The following is a 16,979-nucleotide window of genomic DNA, read 5'->3' on the forward strand; positions in this document are numbered from 1 at the left end:
ATCATGCTGGATCGTACCGTTACCCGGCCGGTCGGCCTGACGCAGGGAGACCCGGCCGGTATCGGACCCGACATCAGCCTCGTGGCCTGGTCCCGACGCGCCGAGCTGGCCATACCCCCGTTTGTCTATATCGGCGATCCCGCGATCCTCGCCCAGAGGGCGCGCGATCTCGGCCTTGACGTGCCGGTCCGCGAGAGCGACGCCGCCGACGCCCTAAGGCATTTCCCCGACGCCCTGCCCGTGCTGCCGGTACCGGCGGGTGCCGCCGTGGTGGCCGGCCATCCCCATCCCGCATCGGCAAGCGGCACGATCGGCGCCATCGAGAAGGCGGTGGATCTCTGCTTCCGCGGCGAGGTTTCCTCGGTCGCGACCAATCCCATCGCCAAGTCGGTGCTTTACAAGGCGGGCTTCCGCTTTCCCGGCCATACGGAGTTCTTGGCCGATCTCGCGGCGAAACGAACCGGCCAACCGGTGCTTCCCGTGATGATGCTGGCAGGCCCCCTCCTCCGGGCCATTCCGCTGACAATCCACATTCCGCTGAAGGACGTGCCCGGCCAGATCACCGAGCGGCTGATCGTGGAGACCTGCCGCATCACCCATCGCGACCTCCAGGAGCGCTTCGGCATCGAGGCGCCCCGGATCGCCGTTGCGGGGCTCAACCCCCATGCGGGCGAAGACGGCGCCATGGGCATGGAGGAGATCGACATCATCGCACCGGCAATCAAGAAGGTTCGCGCCGAGGGCATCAATGCCTTCGGCCCCCTCCCCGCCGACACCATGTTCCACGAGCAGGCGCGGGCGCGCTACGATGTGGCAGTCTGCATGTATCACGATCAGGCGCTCATTCCGGCCAAGGCGCTCGGCTTCGATGATTCCGTCAATGTGACGCTCGGCCTGCCCTTCGTGCGCACCTCTCCCGATCACGGCACGGCCTTCGGCATAGCCGGACAGGGCATTGCCCGCGAGCAGAGCCTCGTTGCCGCCCTCAGGCTCGCCGCCGATCTCGGTGAGCGTGCCTTGGAGGACAAGCGCTGATGGCTGCCCTCGACGGCCTGCCCCGTCTTTCCGAAGTCATCCAGCACCACGGCCTGGATGCGAAGAAGGCGCTCGGGCAGAACTTTCTGCTCGACCTGAACCTGACCCAGAAGATCGCCCGGACGGCGGGTTCGCTGGAGGGCGCGACGGTGATCGAAGTCGGGCCCGGCCCCGGCGGGCTGACCCGCGCGATCCTGGCGCTCGGTGCCCGGCGCGTGATCGCCATCGAACGGGACAGCCGCTGCCTTCCAGCGCTTGCCGAGATTGCGGCGCATTATCCCGGACGCCTGACCGTCATCGAAGGCGACGCGCTGAAGACCGATTTCGCGGCCCTTGCCGCCGGGGCGGAAGGGCCGGTGAAGATCATCGCCAACCTGCCCTACAATATCGGGACGCAGCTCCTCATCAACTGGCTGCTGCCCGAGAAGGAAAAGGGGTGGCCTCCCTTCTGGGACAGCCTGACGCTTCTGCTGCAGAAGGAAGTGGTGGAGCGGATAACCGCCAGCGAAGACGACGACCACTACGGACGGCTCGGGGTCCTCTGCGGCTGGCTGACCGAGGCGCGTGCCGCCTTCGACATTCCCCCGCAGGCTTTCGTGCCGCCGCCGAAGGTGACATCCACGGTGGTGCATCTGACCCCGCGGCCGGCGCCGCTGCCTTGCGCGGCGGGCAAGCTCGAACGGATCACCGCAGCAGCCTTCGGCCAGCGCCGCAAGATGCTCCGGCAAAGCCTGAAGCCGGTGGGCGGAGAAGCGCTGCTTTCCCGCGCCGGCATCGATCCCTCGCGGCGCGCGGAAACGCTCTCCGTCGAAGAGTTCATCGCGCTGGCGAATTGTCTTTGATCGCGGTTGCCCTGCTTTGATGCGCCTCGCCCTTGCGGGAGAGGCGCTCCGCCTCAGCTGATGACCGGCGTTTCCTCGAGCAGGCCACGCACGAAATCGAAAAGGCCGGGGCGCCGGTCGCGCCGCAGGCGCTCGGCCGACACGATGGAGCGCATCGACTCGTAGGCATGCTGCAGGTCGTCGTTGACGATGATGTAGTCATATTCGCGCCAGTGCTCGATCTCGGCGCGCGAATTGTTGAGCCGCGTGGCGATGACCTCGGCCGTATCCTCGGCACGCCGGTGCAGGCGAGATTGCAGTTCGGTCATGGTCGGCGGCAGGATGAAGATCGCGACGACATCCGCCCGCATCTTTTCCTGCAGCTGAAGCGCGCCCTGCCAGTCGATGTCGAAGAGCATGTCGCGGCCCTCGGCCATCGCCGCTTCGACCGGCTCGCGGGGCGTGCCATAATAATTGCCGTGCACCTCGGCCCATTCGAGCAGGGCGTCCGTATCGCGCAGGCGCTCGAACTCCTTCACGGAGATGAAGTTGTAGTGCACGCCGTCGATCTCGCTCGGGCGGCGCTTGCGGGTCGTTACGCTGACTGACAGGCTGAGACCGATATCGGACTCCAGCAGATTGCGCGCGATCGTGGACTTGCCCGCCCCCGAGGGCGAGGAAATCACGAGCATAAGGCCGCGACGCTGGATGGTGGTATTCTTTGACGAGCCCCCGCTCATGCCATTACTCCAAATTCTGTACCTGTTCGCGGAACTGATCGATCACGACCTTGAGCTCGATGCCCGCCGCCGTGACTGCCGCGCTGTTCGACTTCGAACAGATGGTATTCGATTCCCGGTTAAATTCCTGTGCCATGAAGTCCAGCTTGCGGCCCACCGGCCCGCCTTTCGCCAGAAGGTCGCGTGCAGCCGAGACATGGGCCTTCAGCCGGTCGAGCTCCTCGCGGATATCGGCGCGGGTGGCGAGCAGCGTCACCTCCTGATGCAGCCGGTCGCGGTCGAGCGACGAGGTGCCTTCCATGAGCGTGGCAACCTGCGCCTGAAGCCGGCGGGCGATTTCTTCCGGACGGCGGCTCGGGTCGTTCTCCACGATGTCGCCAAGCGCCGCGATCTGGTCGATGTGGCCCGAAAGAACGGCCATCAGCGCCTGCCCTTCCGCCTCGCGCATCGCGACGAGCCCGGAAAGCGCATCGGCAAAGCCTTCCACAAGGGCCTTGTCCCGGGCGAGCCGCTGCGCATCGTCATCCTCCGCTTCGCGGAACTCCACGAGACCGCGGATGGAGAGCAGCTGGTCGAGTGACAGGGGTTTCTGGTCGACAAGATCGCCCAGCTGTTCGCGGAGCGCGAGGACAGCCGCCAGCGCATCGCGGTTCACCGCGGCTTCCAGCCGGTTTTCTGCCACGGTGATGGCCAATCCGGCCTGCACGTTGCCCCGCGTCAGGCGTTCCCCGGCGAGCGCCTTGAGCGGGGCTTCCAGGTGTTCGAAGCCGGTCGGCAGGCGGAGCCGCACGTCCAGTCCCTTGCCGTTGACGGAGCGCAGCTCCCACACCCAGCGGTAACGACCGGCGGTTCCCTCCCGCCGGGAAAAACCCGTCATGGACTGCAATGCCATCTGCTGCCTCCACCCCTGGCGCTCTTCGCCCGGCAACGGACCGCTCCCGATGCGGTCCCTGTCCCTGTCAGTTCGATTTCTTCTTTTTCTTGGAAGGCTTGGCTTCCTCTGCCTCGGGAGCCGCCTCGTCGGCGGGCTGACCGTCGACAGCAATCTCCTCGCCCGCACCCTTCGCCGCTTCCAGCTTGCGCCAGCGCTTCACATTCACGTTGTGCTCTTCCAGCGTCGAGGCGAAGACGTGGCCGCCGGTGCCGTCCGCGACGAAGTACAGATCATCGGTGCGCGAGGGATTGGCCACGGCTTCGAGTGCCGCCTTGCCCGGGCTGGCGATGGGCCCCGGCGGCAACCCCTTGATGATGTAGGTGTTGTAGGGCGTGTCCTTCTTCAGGTCGGACTGGTAGATCGGGCGATCCGCCGGTTTCCCCTCGCCGCCGAAGATGCCGTAGACGATGGTCGGATCGGACTGGAGCCGCATGCCCTTCTTGAGACGGTTGATGAAGACGGAGGCCACCCGGGGGCGCTCGTCAGCCTTGCCGGTCTCGCGCTCGACGATCGAGGCAAGCGTCACGAACTGCTGCTTGTTCTCGAGCGGCAGGGACGCATCGCGGCGCTCCCAGATTTCGTCCACGAGCTTCTGCTGGGCGGCGCGGGCCTGGTTGATGATGTCCATCCGGGTCGTGCCGCGCGAGAACTTGTAGGTATCCGGCCGCAGGCTGCCCTCCGGCGGCACTTCCGCCGGCAGTTCCCCCTCGAGGATCGGATCGGCCATCATGCGATTGAACATCTGCTTGACGGTGAGGCCTTCCGGGAAGGAAATCGAGTAGAGGATCGACTTGCCGGAACGCAGCAGCTCCATGACATCCTTCATAGAGGAGCCGGCCTTGATCTCGTATTCGCCGGCCTTCAGCGTCTCGCCCTTCAGGTAGGTGGGGGCAATGGCACGGAAGATCCGGGCATCGGAAATGATGTTGTTGCGCTCGAGGCCGTTGGCAATCTCCCCGAGGCCGAGCTTTTCCCGCACCTGGAAGGTCGTGTTGGTCTCCAGCGGCCCGGGCGCATTGAAGGCCGAGAGCGCGTAGTAGGCGATGCCGGCCAGGGCGACCGTGCCGATCACCGCAAGCGTCATCAGAAAGTTGAAAAAGATCACGATCTGGCTGCGCGCCCGCTTCGAACGCATCGGCGGCATGGGCACCCGCTCGGGCTTCAGCGCTTCGTTGGCCGATTTCGGAATGATGGGGCTGCCGCCAGTCGCCTGCGCGGGGGTTTCGCGTGCGGCGGGCTGGTCGTTGGTGTGGTCGCTGTCGCTCACGTCATCCTCATGATTTGTTTGCCCGACACATGACCAAGCAATGCGGCGAAAACAGGTTACGCCTTACAGGCTTCTGCCCGTCCCGCCAATCCCGCCCCCGAACTGGCCGGGGGCGCTTTTCCTTGAAGATGCCGGAGGCCTTGGCCTCCGCACGAAATGCTTCACCCCTTGTAGCGCTGCAGAACCAGCGAGGCGTTGGTGCCGCCGAAGCCGAAGGAGTTCGAAACCGCGACGTTGATCTCCCGTTCGCGCGCCTTGTGGGGCACGAGGTCGATCTTCGTTTCGCGCTCGGGATTGTCGAGGTTCAATGTCGGCGGAGCGATGTTGTCGCGGATCGCCAGCGTCGCGAAGATGGCCTCGACGGCCCCGGCTGCACCCAGCAGGTGGCCGATGGCGGACTTGGTCGACGACATCGAGATCTTCGAGGCCGCATCGCCCACCAGACGCTCGACGGCACCGAGTTCGATGGTGTCGGCCATGGTCGATGTGCCGTGGGCGTTCACGTAGTCGATGTCGGAGGCCTGAAGGCCGGCGCGCTTCAGGGCCATGCCCATGCAGCGATAGGCACCATCGCCATCCTCGGAGGGGGCGGTAATGTGGAAGGCATCGCCGGAAAGGCCGTAGCCGACGATTTCGGCATAGATCTTCGCGCCGCGAGCCTTGGCGTGCTCCAGCTCTTCGAGCACGACGATGCCGGCGCCCTCGCCCATGACGAAGCCGTCACGATCGCGGTCGTAGGGGCGCGAGGCGGCCTGCGGATTGTCGTTGTTCTGGGTGGAAAGCGCCTTGCAGGCGGCAAAGCCGGCAAGCGCAATGCGGCAGATGGGGCTTTCCGTGCCGCCGGCAACCATCACGTCGGCATCGCCGAGCGCGATCAGACGCGCCGCATCGCCGATGGCGTGCGCGCCGGTCGAGCAGGCGGTGACCACCGAATGGTTCGGCCCGCGCAGCTTGTGGCGAATGGAGACGTGGCCGGAGACGAGGTTGATCAGACGGCCGGGAATGAAGAAGGGCGACAGACGGCGCGGCCCCTTTTCCTTCAGCGTGAAGCCGCCTTCGACGATGCCCTCGAGGCCGCCGATGCCGGACCCGATCAGAACGCCGGTGGCGATCTGGTCTTCTTCCGTCTGGGGATGCCAGTTGGCGTCGGCAAGCGCCATGTCGGCCGCAGCCATGCCATAGACGATGAAGGGGTCGACCTTGCGCTGTTCCTTCGGCTCCATCCACTGGTCGGGATTCCAGGTGCCGTCGGAGCCATCCCCCGTGGGGATGCGGCAGGCGATCTTCGCGGCGAGATCATCGACTTCGAATTCGGTGACGAGGCGGGCAGCGTTCTGTCCGGCGAGCAGCCGGTTCCAGGTGACTTCCGTTCCGCAGCCCAGAGGAGATACCATGCCGGTACCGGTGATAACGACACGTCTCATCGTCCGTAATCCACCCCTAAATGTCGGTCAGTTTCGACTGATCAAGAAAGAAATGCCCGGAAACCCGGGCAAAAGGACGGGCCCTCTCGAGGACCCGCCATATCGTTAGGAAACCGAGGCTCAGGCCTGGGCCTTCTCGATGAACTTCACGGCGTCGCCGACGGTGAGGATCGAGTCAGCTGCGTCATCCGGAATTTCGACGCCGAATTCTTCTTCGAAAGCCATGACCAGCTCAACCGTGTCGAGCGAGTCTGCGCCCAGGTCGTCGATGAAGCTTGCGCCTTCAACAACCTTGTCGGCGTCTACGCCAAGATGATCAACAACAATTTTCTTTACGCGTTCTGCGATATCGCTCATGTCGGTTTCCTCGACCTTTGACTTCACCTGGATGCCGCTGGGACATCCGTACTGATAAATTGCCTGCCGCGACCGGGAGCCCGGACGCCATCATGCGGGCACATTCCGTTCACATCCCCCCGGTCCCGTGAGGAAGGCGGCCAAAAGCCCCTTCCCATGCTGTCAAACCACCAGGGATCTCAACAGTCATGGCCCGCTTAACACGGTTTGCAGTCGCCGCAAAGCCAGAAAATGGCCGGGAAAGCTTCGTTCAACATGCATTTTTGCCCGAAGCGCACCGTGTCCGGCTGCGGTTGCAAACCGATTTAGATCATGGCCATGCCACCGTTGACGTGGATCGTCTGGCCGGTCACGTAGGCCGCCTCCGACGAGGCGAGGTAGACGGCGGCGGAGGCGATTTCGGCGCCCGTGCCCATGCGGCGCATCGGGATCGCGCCCATGATCGCTTCCTTCTGCTTGTCGTTCAGCTTCTCCGTCATCGCGGATTCGATGAAGCCGGGCGCAATGCAGTTGACGGTCACGTTGCGGGTGGCAATCTCCTGGGCGAGCGACTTCGAGAAGCCGATCATGCCGGCCTTGGAGGCGCAGTAGTTCGCCTGGCCCGGATTGCCGGTCACGCCGACCACCGAGGTGATGTTGATGATGCGGCCAAAGCGGCGGCGCATCATCGGATGGGTGAGTTCGCGCGTCAGGCGGAAGACGGAGGTGAGGTTCACTTCCAGAACCGCATCCCAGTCGGCATCGCTCATGCGCACGAAGAGGCCGTCCTTGGTGATGCCGGCATTGTTGACGAGGATGTCGACGCCGCCGAGCTCCGCCTCGGCCTTTTCGCCAAGCGCCTTCACGGCGTCGCGGTCGGCCAGGTTGGCGGGCATGACATGCACGCGCTCGCCGAGTTCGTTGGCCAGTTGCTCCAGCTTTTCGGCGCGGGTGCCGTGCAGGGCGACGATGGCCCCCTGGCTGTGCAGCGCGCGGGCGATTTCCTCGCCGATGCCGCCGGTTGCACCCGTGACGAGAGCCTTGCGGCCGGTAAGATCGAACATGGAGGTCATCCTTTCCAGGGTGAGGACCGGCCTGTCGCCGGCCCGGAGGGATCAGGCATTGAGGGCCGCGAGCGCGGCATCGATATCGGCGGCGGAATTCACGGCAACGCCGTTCACCGACTTGTCGATGCGACGGGCAAGACCGGTCAGCACCTTGCCGGATCCGATTTCATAAAGGGTAGTGACGTCGTTGCGGGCGAACCACTCGACGGTCTCGCGCCAGCGGACCTGACCGGTCACCTGCTCGACCAGTAGACGGGCGATCTCGTCCGCATCGGTCACCGGCGCGGCACGGACATTGGCGACGACGGGAACGACCGGGCTCTTCTTTTCCACCCTGGCCAGCGCCTCGCGCATGGCGTCGGCGGCAGGCGCCATCAGGGTCGAATGGAAGGGGGCGGAGACGGGCAACATCAGCGCGCGCTTGGCGCCCTTTTCGGAGGCGAGCGCCGCGGCCTTTTCCACCGCAGCCTTCTCGCCGGAGATGACCAGCTGGCCACCGCCGTTGTCATTGGCGATCTGCACCGAGCCTTCGGCGCGGGCCGCGGCGCAGACCGCCTCCACGTCGCCATGCTCCAGACCGATGATCGCCGCCATCGCGCCCTTGCCGACAGGAACGGCCGCCTGCATCGCATTGCCACGAATGCGCAGCAGCCGGGCGGTATCGGCAATCGAGAAGGTGCCGGCAGCGCAGAGCGCGGAATATTCGCCGAGCGAATGACCGGCGACATAGGCAACCATGTCCTTCAGCACCAGACCGCGCGCTTCCATCACGCGGATGAGCGCCATGGACACGGCCATCAGGGCCGGCTGGGCATTGGCGGTGAGCGTCAGGGTTTCTTCCGGCCCCTCGAACATGGTGGCGGAGAGCTTTTCGCCGAGCGCCTCGTCCACTTCCTCGAAGACGGCGCGGGCTTCGGCGAATTCGGCCGCCAGTTCCTTGCCCATGCCGACGGCCTGGCTGCCCTGGCCCGGAAAGGTGAATGCAACTGCCATGTTTCTCAGGCTCCCTAAGCTGATTTTTTCCTTCCATTCACATTCTGCCAGAATGAGTCAAGTGTGCGGCGCCGCATGAAATGGCCTGCGAAGCGAACCATATTGCGGCGGAGCGGCCTTGAAGAGCGGGCCTTTGCCATTACATTGGGCATCCTCTCGCATCCTGCCGACTCCCTTTTCCACGGAGCATTTCCATGAAGTACAAATTGCTTGGCCGCACCGGCATGTCCGTTTCGGAAATCTGCCTGGGCACCATGACTTGGGGCACCCAGAACACGGAAGCCGAGGCCCATGAACAGATGGATTACGCCATCGCCCAGGGCGTGAATTTCTTCGATACCGCAGAGCTTTATCCGGTGACGCCGCTTTCGGCCGAAACCCAGGGGCGCACCGAGGACTATATTGGCACCTGGTTCGAAAAGACGGGGAAGAGGCAGGACGTGATCCTGGCGACGAAGGTTGCCGGCCCCGGCCGGCCCTATATTCGCGGCGGGCGCCCGATCGATGCCGCCGGCATGAAGGAAGCCCTCGAAGGCAGCCTGAGGCGGATGAAGACGGACTACATCGATCTCTACCAGATCCACTGGCCGAACCGCGGGCATTTCCACTGGCGCCAGTACTGGGGCTTCGACGTGACCCGCCAGGACCGCGACAAGGCAAGGGCCGACATCCTGATGATTCTCGAAACCCTCGACGGCTTCGTGAAGGAGGGCAAGGTGCGCGCCATCGGCCTTTCCAACGAAAGCGCCTGGGGCACGATGAAATATCTGGAACTGGCCGAGCAGAAGGGCCTGCCGCGGGTCGCCTCGATCCAGAACGAGTACAATCTGCACTACCGCCACCACGATCTCGACCTCGCGGAAGTGAGCCATCACGAGGATGTGGGGCTTCTGGCCTATTCCGCGCTCGCGGGCGGTCTCCTCACCGGCAAGTATCTGGACGGCGCCCGGCCCAAGGGATCGCGGGCGGATTTCGGCGATATCGGCGGTCGCCTCGTGCCCTCCCAGGAGGAGGCGACGCGCGCTTATGTAACGCTTTCGCGCGAGCACGGCCTGGACCCCGCCGCCATGGCGCTTGCCTTCTGCCTGACCCGCCCGTTCATGACATCGGTCATCATCGGCGCGACGACCATGGATCAGTTGAAAGTGGCGATCGGCTCGAAGGACGTCGTGCTTTCCACCGACGTGCTCAAGGGAATCGAGCGGATTCACCGTAAATACCCCCTCCCGATGTAATTCCGGGACAGATCGCGATTAATCCCCTAAGATGCGGCGTCGCGGGACGCCGCATCTTTTTATTGCGGGGCTCCGGCCCCACCGAACGAAAGTGATTCTGACATGGACGACGCAGACGGTTTCAACGAATTGCCCGAGCTGGCCATCCGCATGGATGAGGCCCTGGAAGCGCTGGGCGAAAACGCGGCCATGGTGCTCAGCGAGCTCAATGGCTATCTCTGCGGCATCCTCACCTCGCCCGAAGTCATCCCCGATGACGAATGGCTGCGCGAGATCTGGGACAGCGAGGACGACAACGGCCCCTTCGAAAGCCTTGCCGACGCCAATGCCTTCAAGGCACTGGTGCGCGACTACAAGAAGAGCATCGACGACGAGCTGTCCGGCGAGACATTCGAGCCGATCTACGACATCGACGCCGAGACGGAGGAAGTCATCTGGGAGATCTGGGCGATCGGCTTCAGCCGCGCCATGGACCTCCGGATCGATTCCTGGAACGCCTATCTCGAGAGCAGCGACGAGGAAGTCTCCGAGGCGCTGATGAACCTGATGGGCCTGGTCGCCATCGCCGATCCCGAAGAGGAAAGCGAAGCGGTGAGCGAGGAAGACCTTGCCGAGGTCCACGAGGCAGCGCCCGACATCATCCCCTATGCGGTGCTCGCGCTCTATCACGGCGGCGAACGGGGCTTGCAGCGCTCGCACCTCGATTCCTGAGGCAAAACCGGCAAGGGGGCGGCAAAATCGGCCTTTCCCCTTGCTTCCCCCGCGAAAATGCGTATAAGCGCGCCTGTTCGCAACATCCGGTCTTCTGGCTGGTGGCTGAACGGAGGGCAGGTACGGCATCGGCCGCACCGCTCGGAACCAAGGGTTCCAGCCTCCCGTGTCTCCGCTCTCGACCGTCTCGGAAACGCTTTTCTTGCCTCGGCCCGGCGCCGAACAGGAGCAGTCGTTGAGGCTTAGCCGCCGAAACCGGATGCATTGAAACGCAAGAAAGGCAAGCCAATGGCTCTTTATGAACACATCTTCCTTGCTCGTCAGGACGTATCCGGACAGCAGGTCGATGCCCTTATCGAACAGTACAAGGGCGTCATCGAATCCTTCGGCGGCAAGGTTGGCCGTATCGAAAACTGGGGCCTCAAGTCCCTGACCTACCGCATCAAGAAGAACCGCAAGGCTCACTACGCTCTCATGGACATCGACGCTCCGGCAGCTGCGATCCATGAAGTCGAGCGCCAGATGCGCATCAACGAAGACATCCTTCGTTACATGACCATCGCCGTCGAAGCCCATGAAGAAGGCCCGTCCGCGATGATGCAGAAGCGCGACCGCGACGACCGTCCGCGCCGCGATGGCGACCGCCCGGAGCGCGGTTTCGACCGTGACCGTTCCGACCGTCCGCGCCGTCCGCGCGAAGACCGTGCATAAGGAGATCTGACCGATGGCTGAAGTATCCTCTTCCCCGGCACGCCGCCCGTTCCACCGCCGCCGCAAGACCTGCCCCTTCTCCGGCGCGAACGCTCCGAAGATCGACTACAAGGACGTTCGTCTGCTGCAGCGCTACATCTCCGAGCGTGGCAAGATCGTTCCGTCCCGCATCACGGCCGTTTCCCAGAAGAAGCAGCGCGAACTCGCCCAGGCGATCAAGCGCGCCCGCTTCCTCGGCCTGCTGCCCTACGTCGTATCCTGATACTCGCTCTGCGTGATGCCGCATCCGTTGCGGCATCACGGTGACTCCGGGCAAGGCGGTTTCCGCCCTGCCCTCCTCCCTTCCCCGTTGGGCGCGGATCGGAGCACGTGCAACCAAAACCCATGTTGGGGCCGAACCGGCACTGGCCGGCGCCTCTAACTGCGAAAGCCGCAGGACAGCGAGACGTGATGAAGCTGGACAAGAAAATTGCCGCTATCGGCATACTGGCCGGGGTGACCGGAGCACTTCTCGTGCTCGGCGCGCTGAAGAACGCCAGCCTGTCCTTCACGCTCTATGCCATTTCCACGCTTCCGATCCTGATTGCCGGCCTCGGCTGGGGCCATGCGGCCGCAGCGCTTGCGGTCCTTGCGGCATCGGGCACCATTGCCGTTGCCGTGGCGCCGAAGGCTGGCCTCTTCGTGGCGATCATTTCCTTCCTGCCGGCCGGCTGGATCAGCCATCTGGCCAACCTCGCCCGTCCCGCGGTCGAGCTCGGCGGACCGAAGGACATGCTCGCCTGGTATCCGCTGCCGAACATCCTCCTGCATCTCTGCCTGATCGTCTCGGTGGCCGTGCTGCTGACCGGCTACATGATCGGCTACGGTCCGGAGCTCATCGACCAGCTCGTCGACATGATCATGCAGGCCTCCGCCGGCCAGCCGGGCGCACCTGCCCCCGATCCGGTCGCGATCGAACAGACCAAGCGCGTGCTGCTGCACGTGCTCCCCGCCGCGCAGGCCATGACCTGGGTGGCGACGCAGTTCGTGACCTATTACCTGGCAACCCGCATCGTCGCGACGACGGGCCGCCCCGTGCGTCCGCGCGAAAACATGAACTCGGCGCTGCGGATGAACCGCAATGCGATCTTCGTGATGCTCGGCGGGCTGGCGCTCTCCTTCGTGGATGGCCCTCTCGGCCTCGTCGGCGCCACGGTCTGCGGTGCCTTCGGCGCCGGTTTCCTGATGGCCGGCTTTGCCGTCCTGCATTTCCGCACCCGCGGCAAGCCCTGGCGGCTGCCGCTGCTGGTGCTCCTCTATCCCGCCTCGTTCTTCCTGCTGCTGCCGGCAATCGCCATCATGGTGCTCGGCCTCATGGATACGCGGCAGGCCATCGCGCTGACCTCGGCTCCCGGAGCCGGTGCCGCCGACACCCCGAAATCCTGACATTTCCGATTTACACCGAAAGGAACAAGACAATGGAAGTCATCCTGCTTGAACGCATCGCAAAGCTCGGCCAGATGGGCGAAACCGTAAAGGTTCGCGACGGCTTTGCCCGTAACTACCTGCTGCCGCTCGGCAAGGCGCTGCGCGCCAACGAAGCCAACAAGAAGCGCTTCGAAGCCGAACGCGCAACGCTCGAAGCCCGCAACGTCGAGCGCCGCTCTGAAGCCCAGAAGATCGCCGACGTCCTCAACGGCAAGTCCTTCGTCGTCGTCCGCGCTGCCGGCGAAACCGGCCAGCTCTACGGCTCGGTCGCTGCCCGTGACGTTGCTGAGGTCCTCGCTGCCGAAGGCTTCAACGTCGGCCGCAACCAGATCGTCCTCAACACCCCGATCAAGTCGATCGGCCTGCACAAGGTCGAGCTGGCGCTCCACGCCGAAGTCGAAGCCTCCGTCGAGCTGAACGTTGCCCGTTCGGCCGAAGAAGCTGCCCGCCAGGCCAAGGGTGAAACCCTCACCTCCGCCGACGCCATCTACGGCGTTGACGAAGACGCCCTGCGTCCGGAAGACTTCTTCGATCCGGAAGCCGACCGCGACGGCGACGAAGAGTAATCATCTCCTCCATCGGAGAACGGAGCGCCCGGGCTTGCCCGGGCGTTTTTGTTTTGTTCTACACTATCACGATGGTAGACTGCCGCACGACCCGCGAGCGATTCGCCCGATGTCACTGTCAACAGAAATGACGGGTTTTGCGGCTTTTGCCGGCGGCTTTTCCCCATGCCCTGTGAATCACTGTGGGCAGCCGGATTTGCCGTTTTATCGGCCGACGGCTCGGTTAAGGGTTATCGCTTCACACGATGAGACAGGTTCCGCCGATGAATGACGCCGCGCGCAAGATCGCACCCCCTCCTCCGGGCGAGCCCCATTACCGGGAAGCACCCAACAACATCGAGGCGGAGCAGGCTTTGCTGGGGGCGATCCTCGTCAACAACGATGCCTATTACCGCGTTTCCGACTTCCTGAAGCCGATCCACCTGTTCGAGCCGCTGCACCGCAAGATCTTCGAGGTGGCCGGCGACATCATCCGCATGGGCCGCACCGCCAACCCGGTGACGATCAAGACGCACCTGCCGGCGGATGCCAAGGTGGGCGACCTGACCGTCGCGCAGTACCTTGCGCGGCTTGCGGCTGAAGCGGTGTCGATCATCAACGCGGAAGACTATGGCCGGGCGATCTACGATCTCGCCTTGCGCCGGGCGCTGATCACCATCGGCGAGGACATGGTCAACATCGCCTATGACGCGCCGCTCGACATGCCGCCGCAGGCGCAGATCGAGGACACGGAACGCCGGCTTTTCGATCTCGCGGAAAACGGCCGCTATGACGGCGGTTTCCAGTCCTTCAACGATGCGGTCGCGCAGGCGATCGACATGGCCGCTGCCGCCAAGGAACGCGACGGGGGCCTCTCGGGCATCTCGACCGGCATCCAGTCGCTCGATTCCAAGATGGGCGGCCTGCAGCGTTCGGACCTTATCATCCTTGCGGGTCGTCCCGGCATGGGCAAGACCTCGCTTGCGACCAACATCGCCTACAATATCGCCGCCGCCTATGAGGGCGAGGTGCAGGCCGACGGATCCATGAAGGCCCGCAATGGCGGTGTCGTCGGCTTCTACTCGCTCGAAATGTCGGCGGAACAGCTCGCCACCCGTATCATCTCTGAGCAGACCGAAGTCTCGTCCTCGAAGATCCGCCGCGGCGATCTCACGGATGCGGATTTCGAGAAGCTCGTCGCCTGCTCCATGATGATGCAGAAGGTGCCGCTCTACATCGACCAGACCGGTGGCATCTCCATCGCCCAGCTCGCCGCCCGCGCCCGCCGCCTGAAGCGCCAGCGCGGCCTCGACGTGCTCGTGGTCGACTACGTGCAGCTCATGACCGGCTCCAAGAAGGCCGGCGAGAACCGCGTGCAGGAAATCACCGAAATCACCACGGGCCTGAAGGCGCTCGGCAAGGAACTCAACGTTCCCATCATCGCGCTCTCCCAGCTCTCCCGTCAGGTGGAAAGCCGCGACGACAAGCGCCCGCAGCTCTCCGACCTTCGCGAATCGGGCTCCATCGAACAGGACGCCGACGTGGTGCTCTTCGTGTTCCGCGAGGAATACTACGTCAAGAACCAGGAACCGCGCGATCCCGACGATCCGAAGTATCCGGAATGGGAAGCCCATTTCGAGAAGGTGCGCGGCACCGCCGACGTCATCATCGCCAAGCAGCGCCACGGCCCGACAGGCACCGTCAAGCTCGCCTTCCAGGCCGAGTTCACCCGCTTCGCCGATCTCGCCGACCCGAGCTTCACGCAGTACGAGGAACACTGACCCCGGGGGAAGGCGCCGAAGGGGTTCGCAGACGGAAGGTGCCGGGCGCCGAGTTTGAGGCACCGCACCCCCCTCTGCCCCTGCCGAGGCATCTCCCCCTCAAGGGGGGGAGATCGAGCGCCGCATTTGCCGAGGCGCACCCCCCTCTGTCCCTGCCGGGACATCTCCCCCTCAAGGGGGGAGATCGAGCGCCGCATTTGCCGTACCGCACCCCCCTCTGTCCCTGCCGGGACATCTCCCCCTCAAGGGGGGAGATTGAGCGCCGCATTTGCCGTACCGCACCCCCCTCTGTCCCTGCCGGGACATCTCCCCCTCAAGGGGGGAGATCGACCGTGGGTTTTGTGGTTTCCCCAAACAACAAGCGTCTCATCCGCTGAAACGGTGGCTGGGGACTGCCATCATAAACCCCATCCCGATCTCCCCCCTTGAGGGGGAGATGCCCGGCAGTGCAGAGGGGGGTACGCATCGGCAAACCCGACGTTTTGCAGGGCAGAAGGGGGTACGCATCGGCAAACTCCACGCCATGCGGGGCAGAGGGGGTACGCATCCGCAAACTCGACGCCGTGCAGGGCACAGGGGGGTGCGGTGCGTCAAACTCGTCGCCCCACCAGAGCCATCACACTTTCACCGCAGAGCGGGTTACGGTAGGGGATGCTCGTGTCCGAGTCTCGCAATCCTCTGAGAAAGCTTCCCATGTCAGACCTCGCCTACCCCCTTCCCGGTTCGCTCGCCTTCGAAGATGCGCCGTTGCGGCTGACGGTGGATCTGGAGGCGCTGGTGGAGAACTGGCGGACGATGGGCAGGCTGTCGGGGTCGGCGCGGGCGGGCGCGGTGGTGAAGACCGATGCCTATGGGCTGGGGGTGGAGGATTGCGGCGAGGCGCTGCATGATGCCGGCGCCCGCGACTTCTTCGTGATGACGGCGCCGGAGGGTGCGACGCTGAGGGCGGTGGCACCCGAGGCGCGGATCTTCGTGTTGTCCGGCGTCTGGCCGGGTACGGAGCAGATCTTCTTCGAGAACGACCTGGTGCCGGTGATTGCCTCTTATGAACAGCTGACGCACTGGATGGCCGTTCTGGCCGATTACGGCCCCTACCCCTGCGCGCTGCAGGTGGATACCGGCTTCAACCGCCTCGGCCTCACCGTCGAGGAGGCCCTGGAGCTGGCGGAGGATGCGTCGCTGCCGCAAGCCTTCTCGCCCGTGCTGCTGATGAGCCATCTGATGTGCGGCGATACGCCCGGCGCGCCCGAAAATGCCGAGCAGCTTGCCCGGTTCCGCGTCATCACCGAGGCCTTCGAGGGGATCGAAGCGAGCCTTGCGGCAACCGGCGGCATCGCTCTCGGAGCCGATTATCATTTCGATCTCACCCGTCCCGGCATTTCGCTCTATGGCGCGACCGGCGGCGCGCCCATCCCGGCTCCGCTGAGGACGGTCGCCACGGCGGAGGCGCGCATCCTTCAGGTGCGCGAGGCCAAGGCAGGCGAAGCGGTGTCCTACGGCGCCTCCCAGCGGCTTCACCGCGACAGCCGCCTGGCGGTTGCCTTTGCAGGATATGGCGATGGCTTCTCCCGCGGATTTTCCGGCGGCAACATCCTGCAGCGGCAGGACGGATCCCCCTCGGGGCGCGCCTGGTTCGACGGTCATCTGCTGCCGGTGGTCGGCAGGGTCACCATGGACACGTCGATCTTCGACGTCACCGACCTGCCGCCGGGCGCGATCCGCGCGGGGGACTACATCCAGCTCTTCGGTCCGGAGCGCCCGATCGCCGAAGTCGCGGCCTCGGCGGGCACGATCGAATATGATTTGCTGACGGCCCTTGGACTGCGCTACGAGCGTCTCTATCTAAGGGGCGAATCCTTCTGACGAAGGCAGGTCTCCCACCCGATCAAGCTTGACGGCCGTTCACCCGGCA

Annotated in this window: 17 protein-coding genes; 10 read left to right on the forward strand and 7 right to left on the reverse strand. The window is 64.6% G+C overall.

Going from position 1 to position 16,979, the window contains the following annotated elements; genetic code table 11:
- Window positions 1-3 precede the first annotated feature (3 nt).
- Together pdxA and rsmA are read left to right on the forward strand one after the other, a co-directional pair.
- On the forward strand, window positions 4-1,035 hold the full coding sequence (gene pdxA, locus GGR23_RS13620) for a 4-hydroxythreonine-4-phosphate dehydrogenase PdxA (RefSeq protein WP_183366847.1): 1,032 nt from the start codon (window positions 4-6) through the stop codon (window positions 1,033-1,035).
- The gene (gene rsmA, locus GGR23_RS13625) at window positions 1,035-1,877 is read left to right on the forward strand and encodes a 16S rRNA (adenine(1518)-N(6)/adenine(1519)-N(6))-dimethyltransferase RsmA (protein ID WP_183366848.1); all 843 of its coding nucleotides are present in this window, start codon (window positions 1,035-1,037) and stop codon (window positions 1,875-1,877) included. Before pdxA ends, rsmA begins: the two co-directional genes overlap by 1 nt.
- Before the next feature lie 53 nt (window positions 1,878-1,930).
- Here rsmA and gmk read toward each other — a convergent pair whose 3' ends face one another.
- The 7 genes from gmk to fabD form a co-directional block, all read right to left on the reverse strand.
- A complete protein-coding gene (gene gmk, locus GGR23_RS13630) occupies window positions 1,931-2,596 on the reverse strand; it encodes a guanylate kinase (RefSeq protein ID WP_183366849.1) in 666 nt (221 codons plus the stop codon).
- 4 nt (window positions 2,597-2,600) lie between these two features.
- On the reverse strand, window positions 2,601-3,488 hold the full coding sequence (locus tag GGR23_RS13635) for a YicC/YloC family endoribonuclease (RefSeq protein ID WP_183366850.1): 888 nt from the start codon (window positions 3,486-3,488) through the stop codon (window positions 2,601-2,603).
- A 67-nt stretch (window positions 3,489-3,555) separates the two neighbouring features.
- Window positions 3,556-4,797, reverse strand: coding sequence for an endolytic transglycosylase MltG (gene mltG / locus GGR23_RS13640; protein ID WP_382341584.1), 1,242 nt, complete (start codon window positions 4,795-4,797; stop codon window positions 3,556-3,558).
- Between the two features lie 161 nt (window positions 4,798-4,958).
- The gene (gene fabF / locus GGR23_RS13645; RefSeq protein ID WP_183366851.1) at window positions 4,959-6,221 is read right to left on the reverse strand and encodes a beta-ketoacyl-ACP synthase II; all 1,263 of its coding nucleotides are present in this window, start codon (window positions 6,219-6,221) and stop codon (window positions 4,959-4,961) included.
- A gap of 120 nt (window positions 6,222-6,341) precedes the next feature.
- Window positions 6,342-6,578 carry an acyl carrier protein gene (locus tag GGR23_RS13650; protein ID WP_027675866.1) on the reverse strand — a complete coding sequence of 79 codons (237 nt, stop codon included), beginning with the start codon at window positions 6,576-6,578 and terminating at the stop codon, window positions 6,342-6,344.
- A gap of 305 nt (window positions 6,579-6,883) precedes the next feature.
- On the reverse strand, window positions 6,884-7,621 hold the full coding sequence (gene fabG, locus GGR23_RS13655) for a 3-oxoacyl-[acyl-carrier-protein] reductase (RefSeq protein ID WP_183366852.1): 738 nt from the start codon (window positions 7,619-7,621) through the stop codon (window positions 6,884-6,886).
- A 51-nt stretch (window positions 7,622-7,672) separates the two neighbouring features.
- A complete protein-coding gene (gene fabD, locus GGR23_RS13660; RefSeq protein ID WP_183366853.1) occupies window positions 7,673-8,617 on the reverse strand; it encodes an ACP S-malonyltransferase in 945 nt (314 codons plus the stop codon).
- A gap of 194 nt (window positions 8,618-8,811) precedes the next feature.
- On the opposite strand from fabD, the gene GGR23_RS13665 reads away from it, so the two are divergent.
- The 8 genes from GGR23_RS13665 (at window position 8,812) to alr (ending at window position 16,930) form a co-directional block, all read left to right on the forward strand.
- Window positions 8,812-9,852: an aldo/keto reductase gene (locus GGR23_RS13665; RefSeq protein ID WP_183366854.1), complete on the forward strand. Its 1,041-nt coding sequence runs from the start codon at window positions 8,812-8,814 to the stop codon at window positions 9,850-9,852.
- A gap of 102 nt (window positions 9,853-9,954) precedes the next feature.
- Window positions 9,955-10,563, forward strand: a complete 609-nt coding sequence (locus tag GGR23_RS13670) for a YecA/YgfB family protein (protein WP_183366855.1) — start codon at window positions 9,955-9,957, stop codon at window positions 10,561-10,563.
- 288 nt (window positions 10,564-10,851) lie between these two features.
- On the forward strand, window positions 10,852-11,274 hold the full coding sequence (gene rpsF / locus GGR23_RS13675; protein WP_183366856.1) for a 30S ribosomal protein S6: 423 nt from the start codon (window positions 10,852-10,854) through the stop codon (window positions 11,272-11,274).
- 13 nt (window positions 11,275-11,287) lie between these two features.
- Window positions 11,288-11,536 (forward strand): 30S ribosomal protein S18, encoded by a 249-nt coding sequence (gene rpsR / locus GGR23_RS13680; RefSeq protein ID WP_183366857.1) that lies wholly within the window; start codon window positions 11,288-11,290, stop codon window positions 11,534-11,536.
- Window positions 11,537-11,721: 185 nt separating this feature from the next.
- Entirely contained in the window at window positions 11,722-12,699 is a 978-nt protein-coding gene (locus tag GGR23_RS13685; RefSeq protein WP_382341592.1) for a DUF2232 domain-containing protein, read from the forward strand.
- Window positions 12,700-12,731: 32 nt separating this feature from the next.
- Complete coding sequence (gene rplI / locus GGR23_RS13690; RefSeq protein ID WP_183366858.1) at window positions 12,732-13,307, forward strand: 50S ribosomal protein L9; 576 nt, start codon at window positions 12,732-12,734, stop codon at window positions 13,305-13,307.
- Window positions 13,308-13,570: 263 nt separating this feature from the next.
- Window positions 13,571-15,067, forward strand: a complete 1,497-nt coding sequence (locus GGR23_RS13695; protein ID WP_183366859.1) for a replicative DNA helicase — start codon at window positions 13,571-13,573, stop codon at window positions 15,065-15,067.
- Window positions 15,068-15,760: 693 nt separating this feature from the next.
- Complete coding sequence (alr, locus tag GGR23_RS13700; protein ID WP_183366860.1) at window positions 15,761-16,930, forward strand: alanine racemase; 1,170 nt, start codon at window positions 15,761-15,763, stop codon at window positions 16,928-16,930.
- The last annotated feature ends 49 nt before the right edge of the window (window positions 16,931-16,979 follow it).

Source organism: Gellertiella hungarica, assembly GCF_014197145.1.
Taxonomy (GTDB): domain Bacteria; phylum Pseudomonadota; class Alphaproteobacteria; order Rhizobiales; family Rhizobiaceae; genus Gellertiella; species Gellertiella hungarica.

What these genes read in the sequence shown, in the direction of transcription:
- GGR23_RS13670 (WP_183366855.1), top strand. Translation starts at nt 9,955, where the DNA reads ATGGACGACGCAGACGGTTTCAACGAATTGCCCGAGCTGGCCATCCGC.
- pdxA (WP_183366847.1), top strand. Translation starts at nt 4, where the DNA reads ATGCTGGATCGTACCGTTACCCGGCCGGTCGGCCTGACGCAGGGAGAC.
- gmk (WP_183366849.1), bottom strand. Translation starts at nt 2,596, where the DNA reads ATGAGCGGGGGCTCGTCAAAGAATACCACCATCCAGCGTCGCGGCCTT.
- rplI (WP_183366858.1), top strand. Translation starts at nt 12,732, where the DNA reads ATGGAAGTCATCCTGCTTGAACGCATCGCAAAGCTCGGCCAGATGGGC.
- GGR23_RS13650 (WP_027675866.1), bottom strand. Translation starts at nt 6,578, where the DNA reads ATGAGCGATATCGCAGAACGCGTAAAGAAAATTGTTGTTGATCATCTT.
- fabF (WP_183366851.1), bottom strand. Translation starts at nt 6,221, where the DNA reads ATGAGACGTGTCGTTATCACCGGTACCGGCATGGTATCTCCTCTGGGC.
- GGR23_RS13695 (WP_183366859.1), top strand. Translation starts at nt 13,571, where the DNA reads ATGAATGACGCCGCGCGCAAGATCGCACCCCCTCCTCCGGGCGAGCCC.
- fabD (WP_183366853.1), bottom strand. Translation starts at nt 8,617, where the DNA reads ATGGCAGTTGCATTCACCTTTCCGGGCCAGGGCAGCCAGGCCGTCGGC.
- rpsR (WP_183366857.1), top strand. Translation starts at nt 11,288, where the DNA reads ATGGCTGAAGTATCCTCTTCCCCGGCACGCCGCCCGTTCCACCGCCGC.
- rpsF (WP_183366856.1), top strand. Translation starts at nt 10,852, where the DNA reads ATGGCTCTTTATGAACACATCTTCCTTGCTCGTCAGGACGTATCCGGA.
- rsmA (WP_183366848.1), top strand. Translation starts at nt 1,035, where the DNA reads ATGGCTGCCCTCGACGGCCTGCCCCGTCTTTCCGAAGTCATCCAGCAC.
- alr (WP_183366860.1), top strand. Translation starts at nt 15,761, where the DNA reads ATGTCAGACCTCGCCTACCCCCTTCCCGGTTCGCTCGCCTTCGAAGAT.
- GGR23_RS13635 (WP_183366850.1), bottom strand. Translation starts at nt 3,488, where the DNA reads ATGGCATTGCAGTCCATGACGGGTTTTTCCCGGCGGGAGGGAACCGCC.
- fabG (WP_183366852.1), bottom strand. Translation starts at nt 7,621, where the DNA reads ATGTTCGATCTTACCGGCCGCAAGGCTCTCGTCACGGGTGCAACCGGC.
- GGR23_RS13665 (WP_183366854.1), top strand. Translation starts at nt 8,812, where the DNA reads ATGAAGTACAAATTGCTTGGCCGCACCGGCATGTCCGTTTCGGAAATC.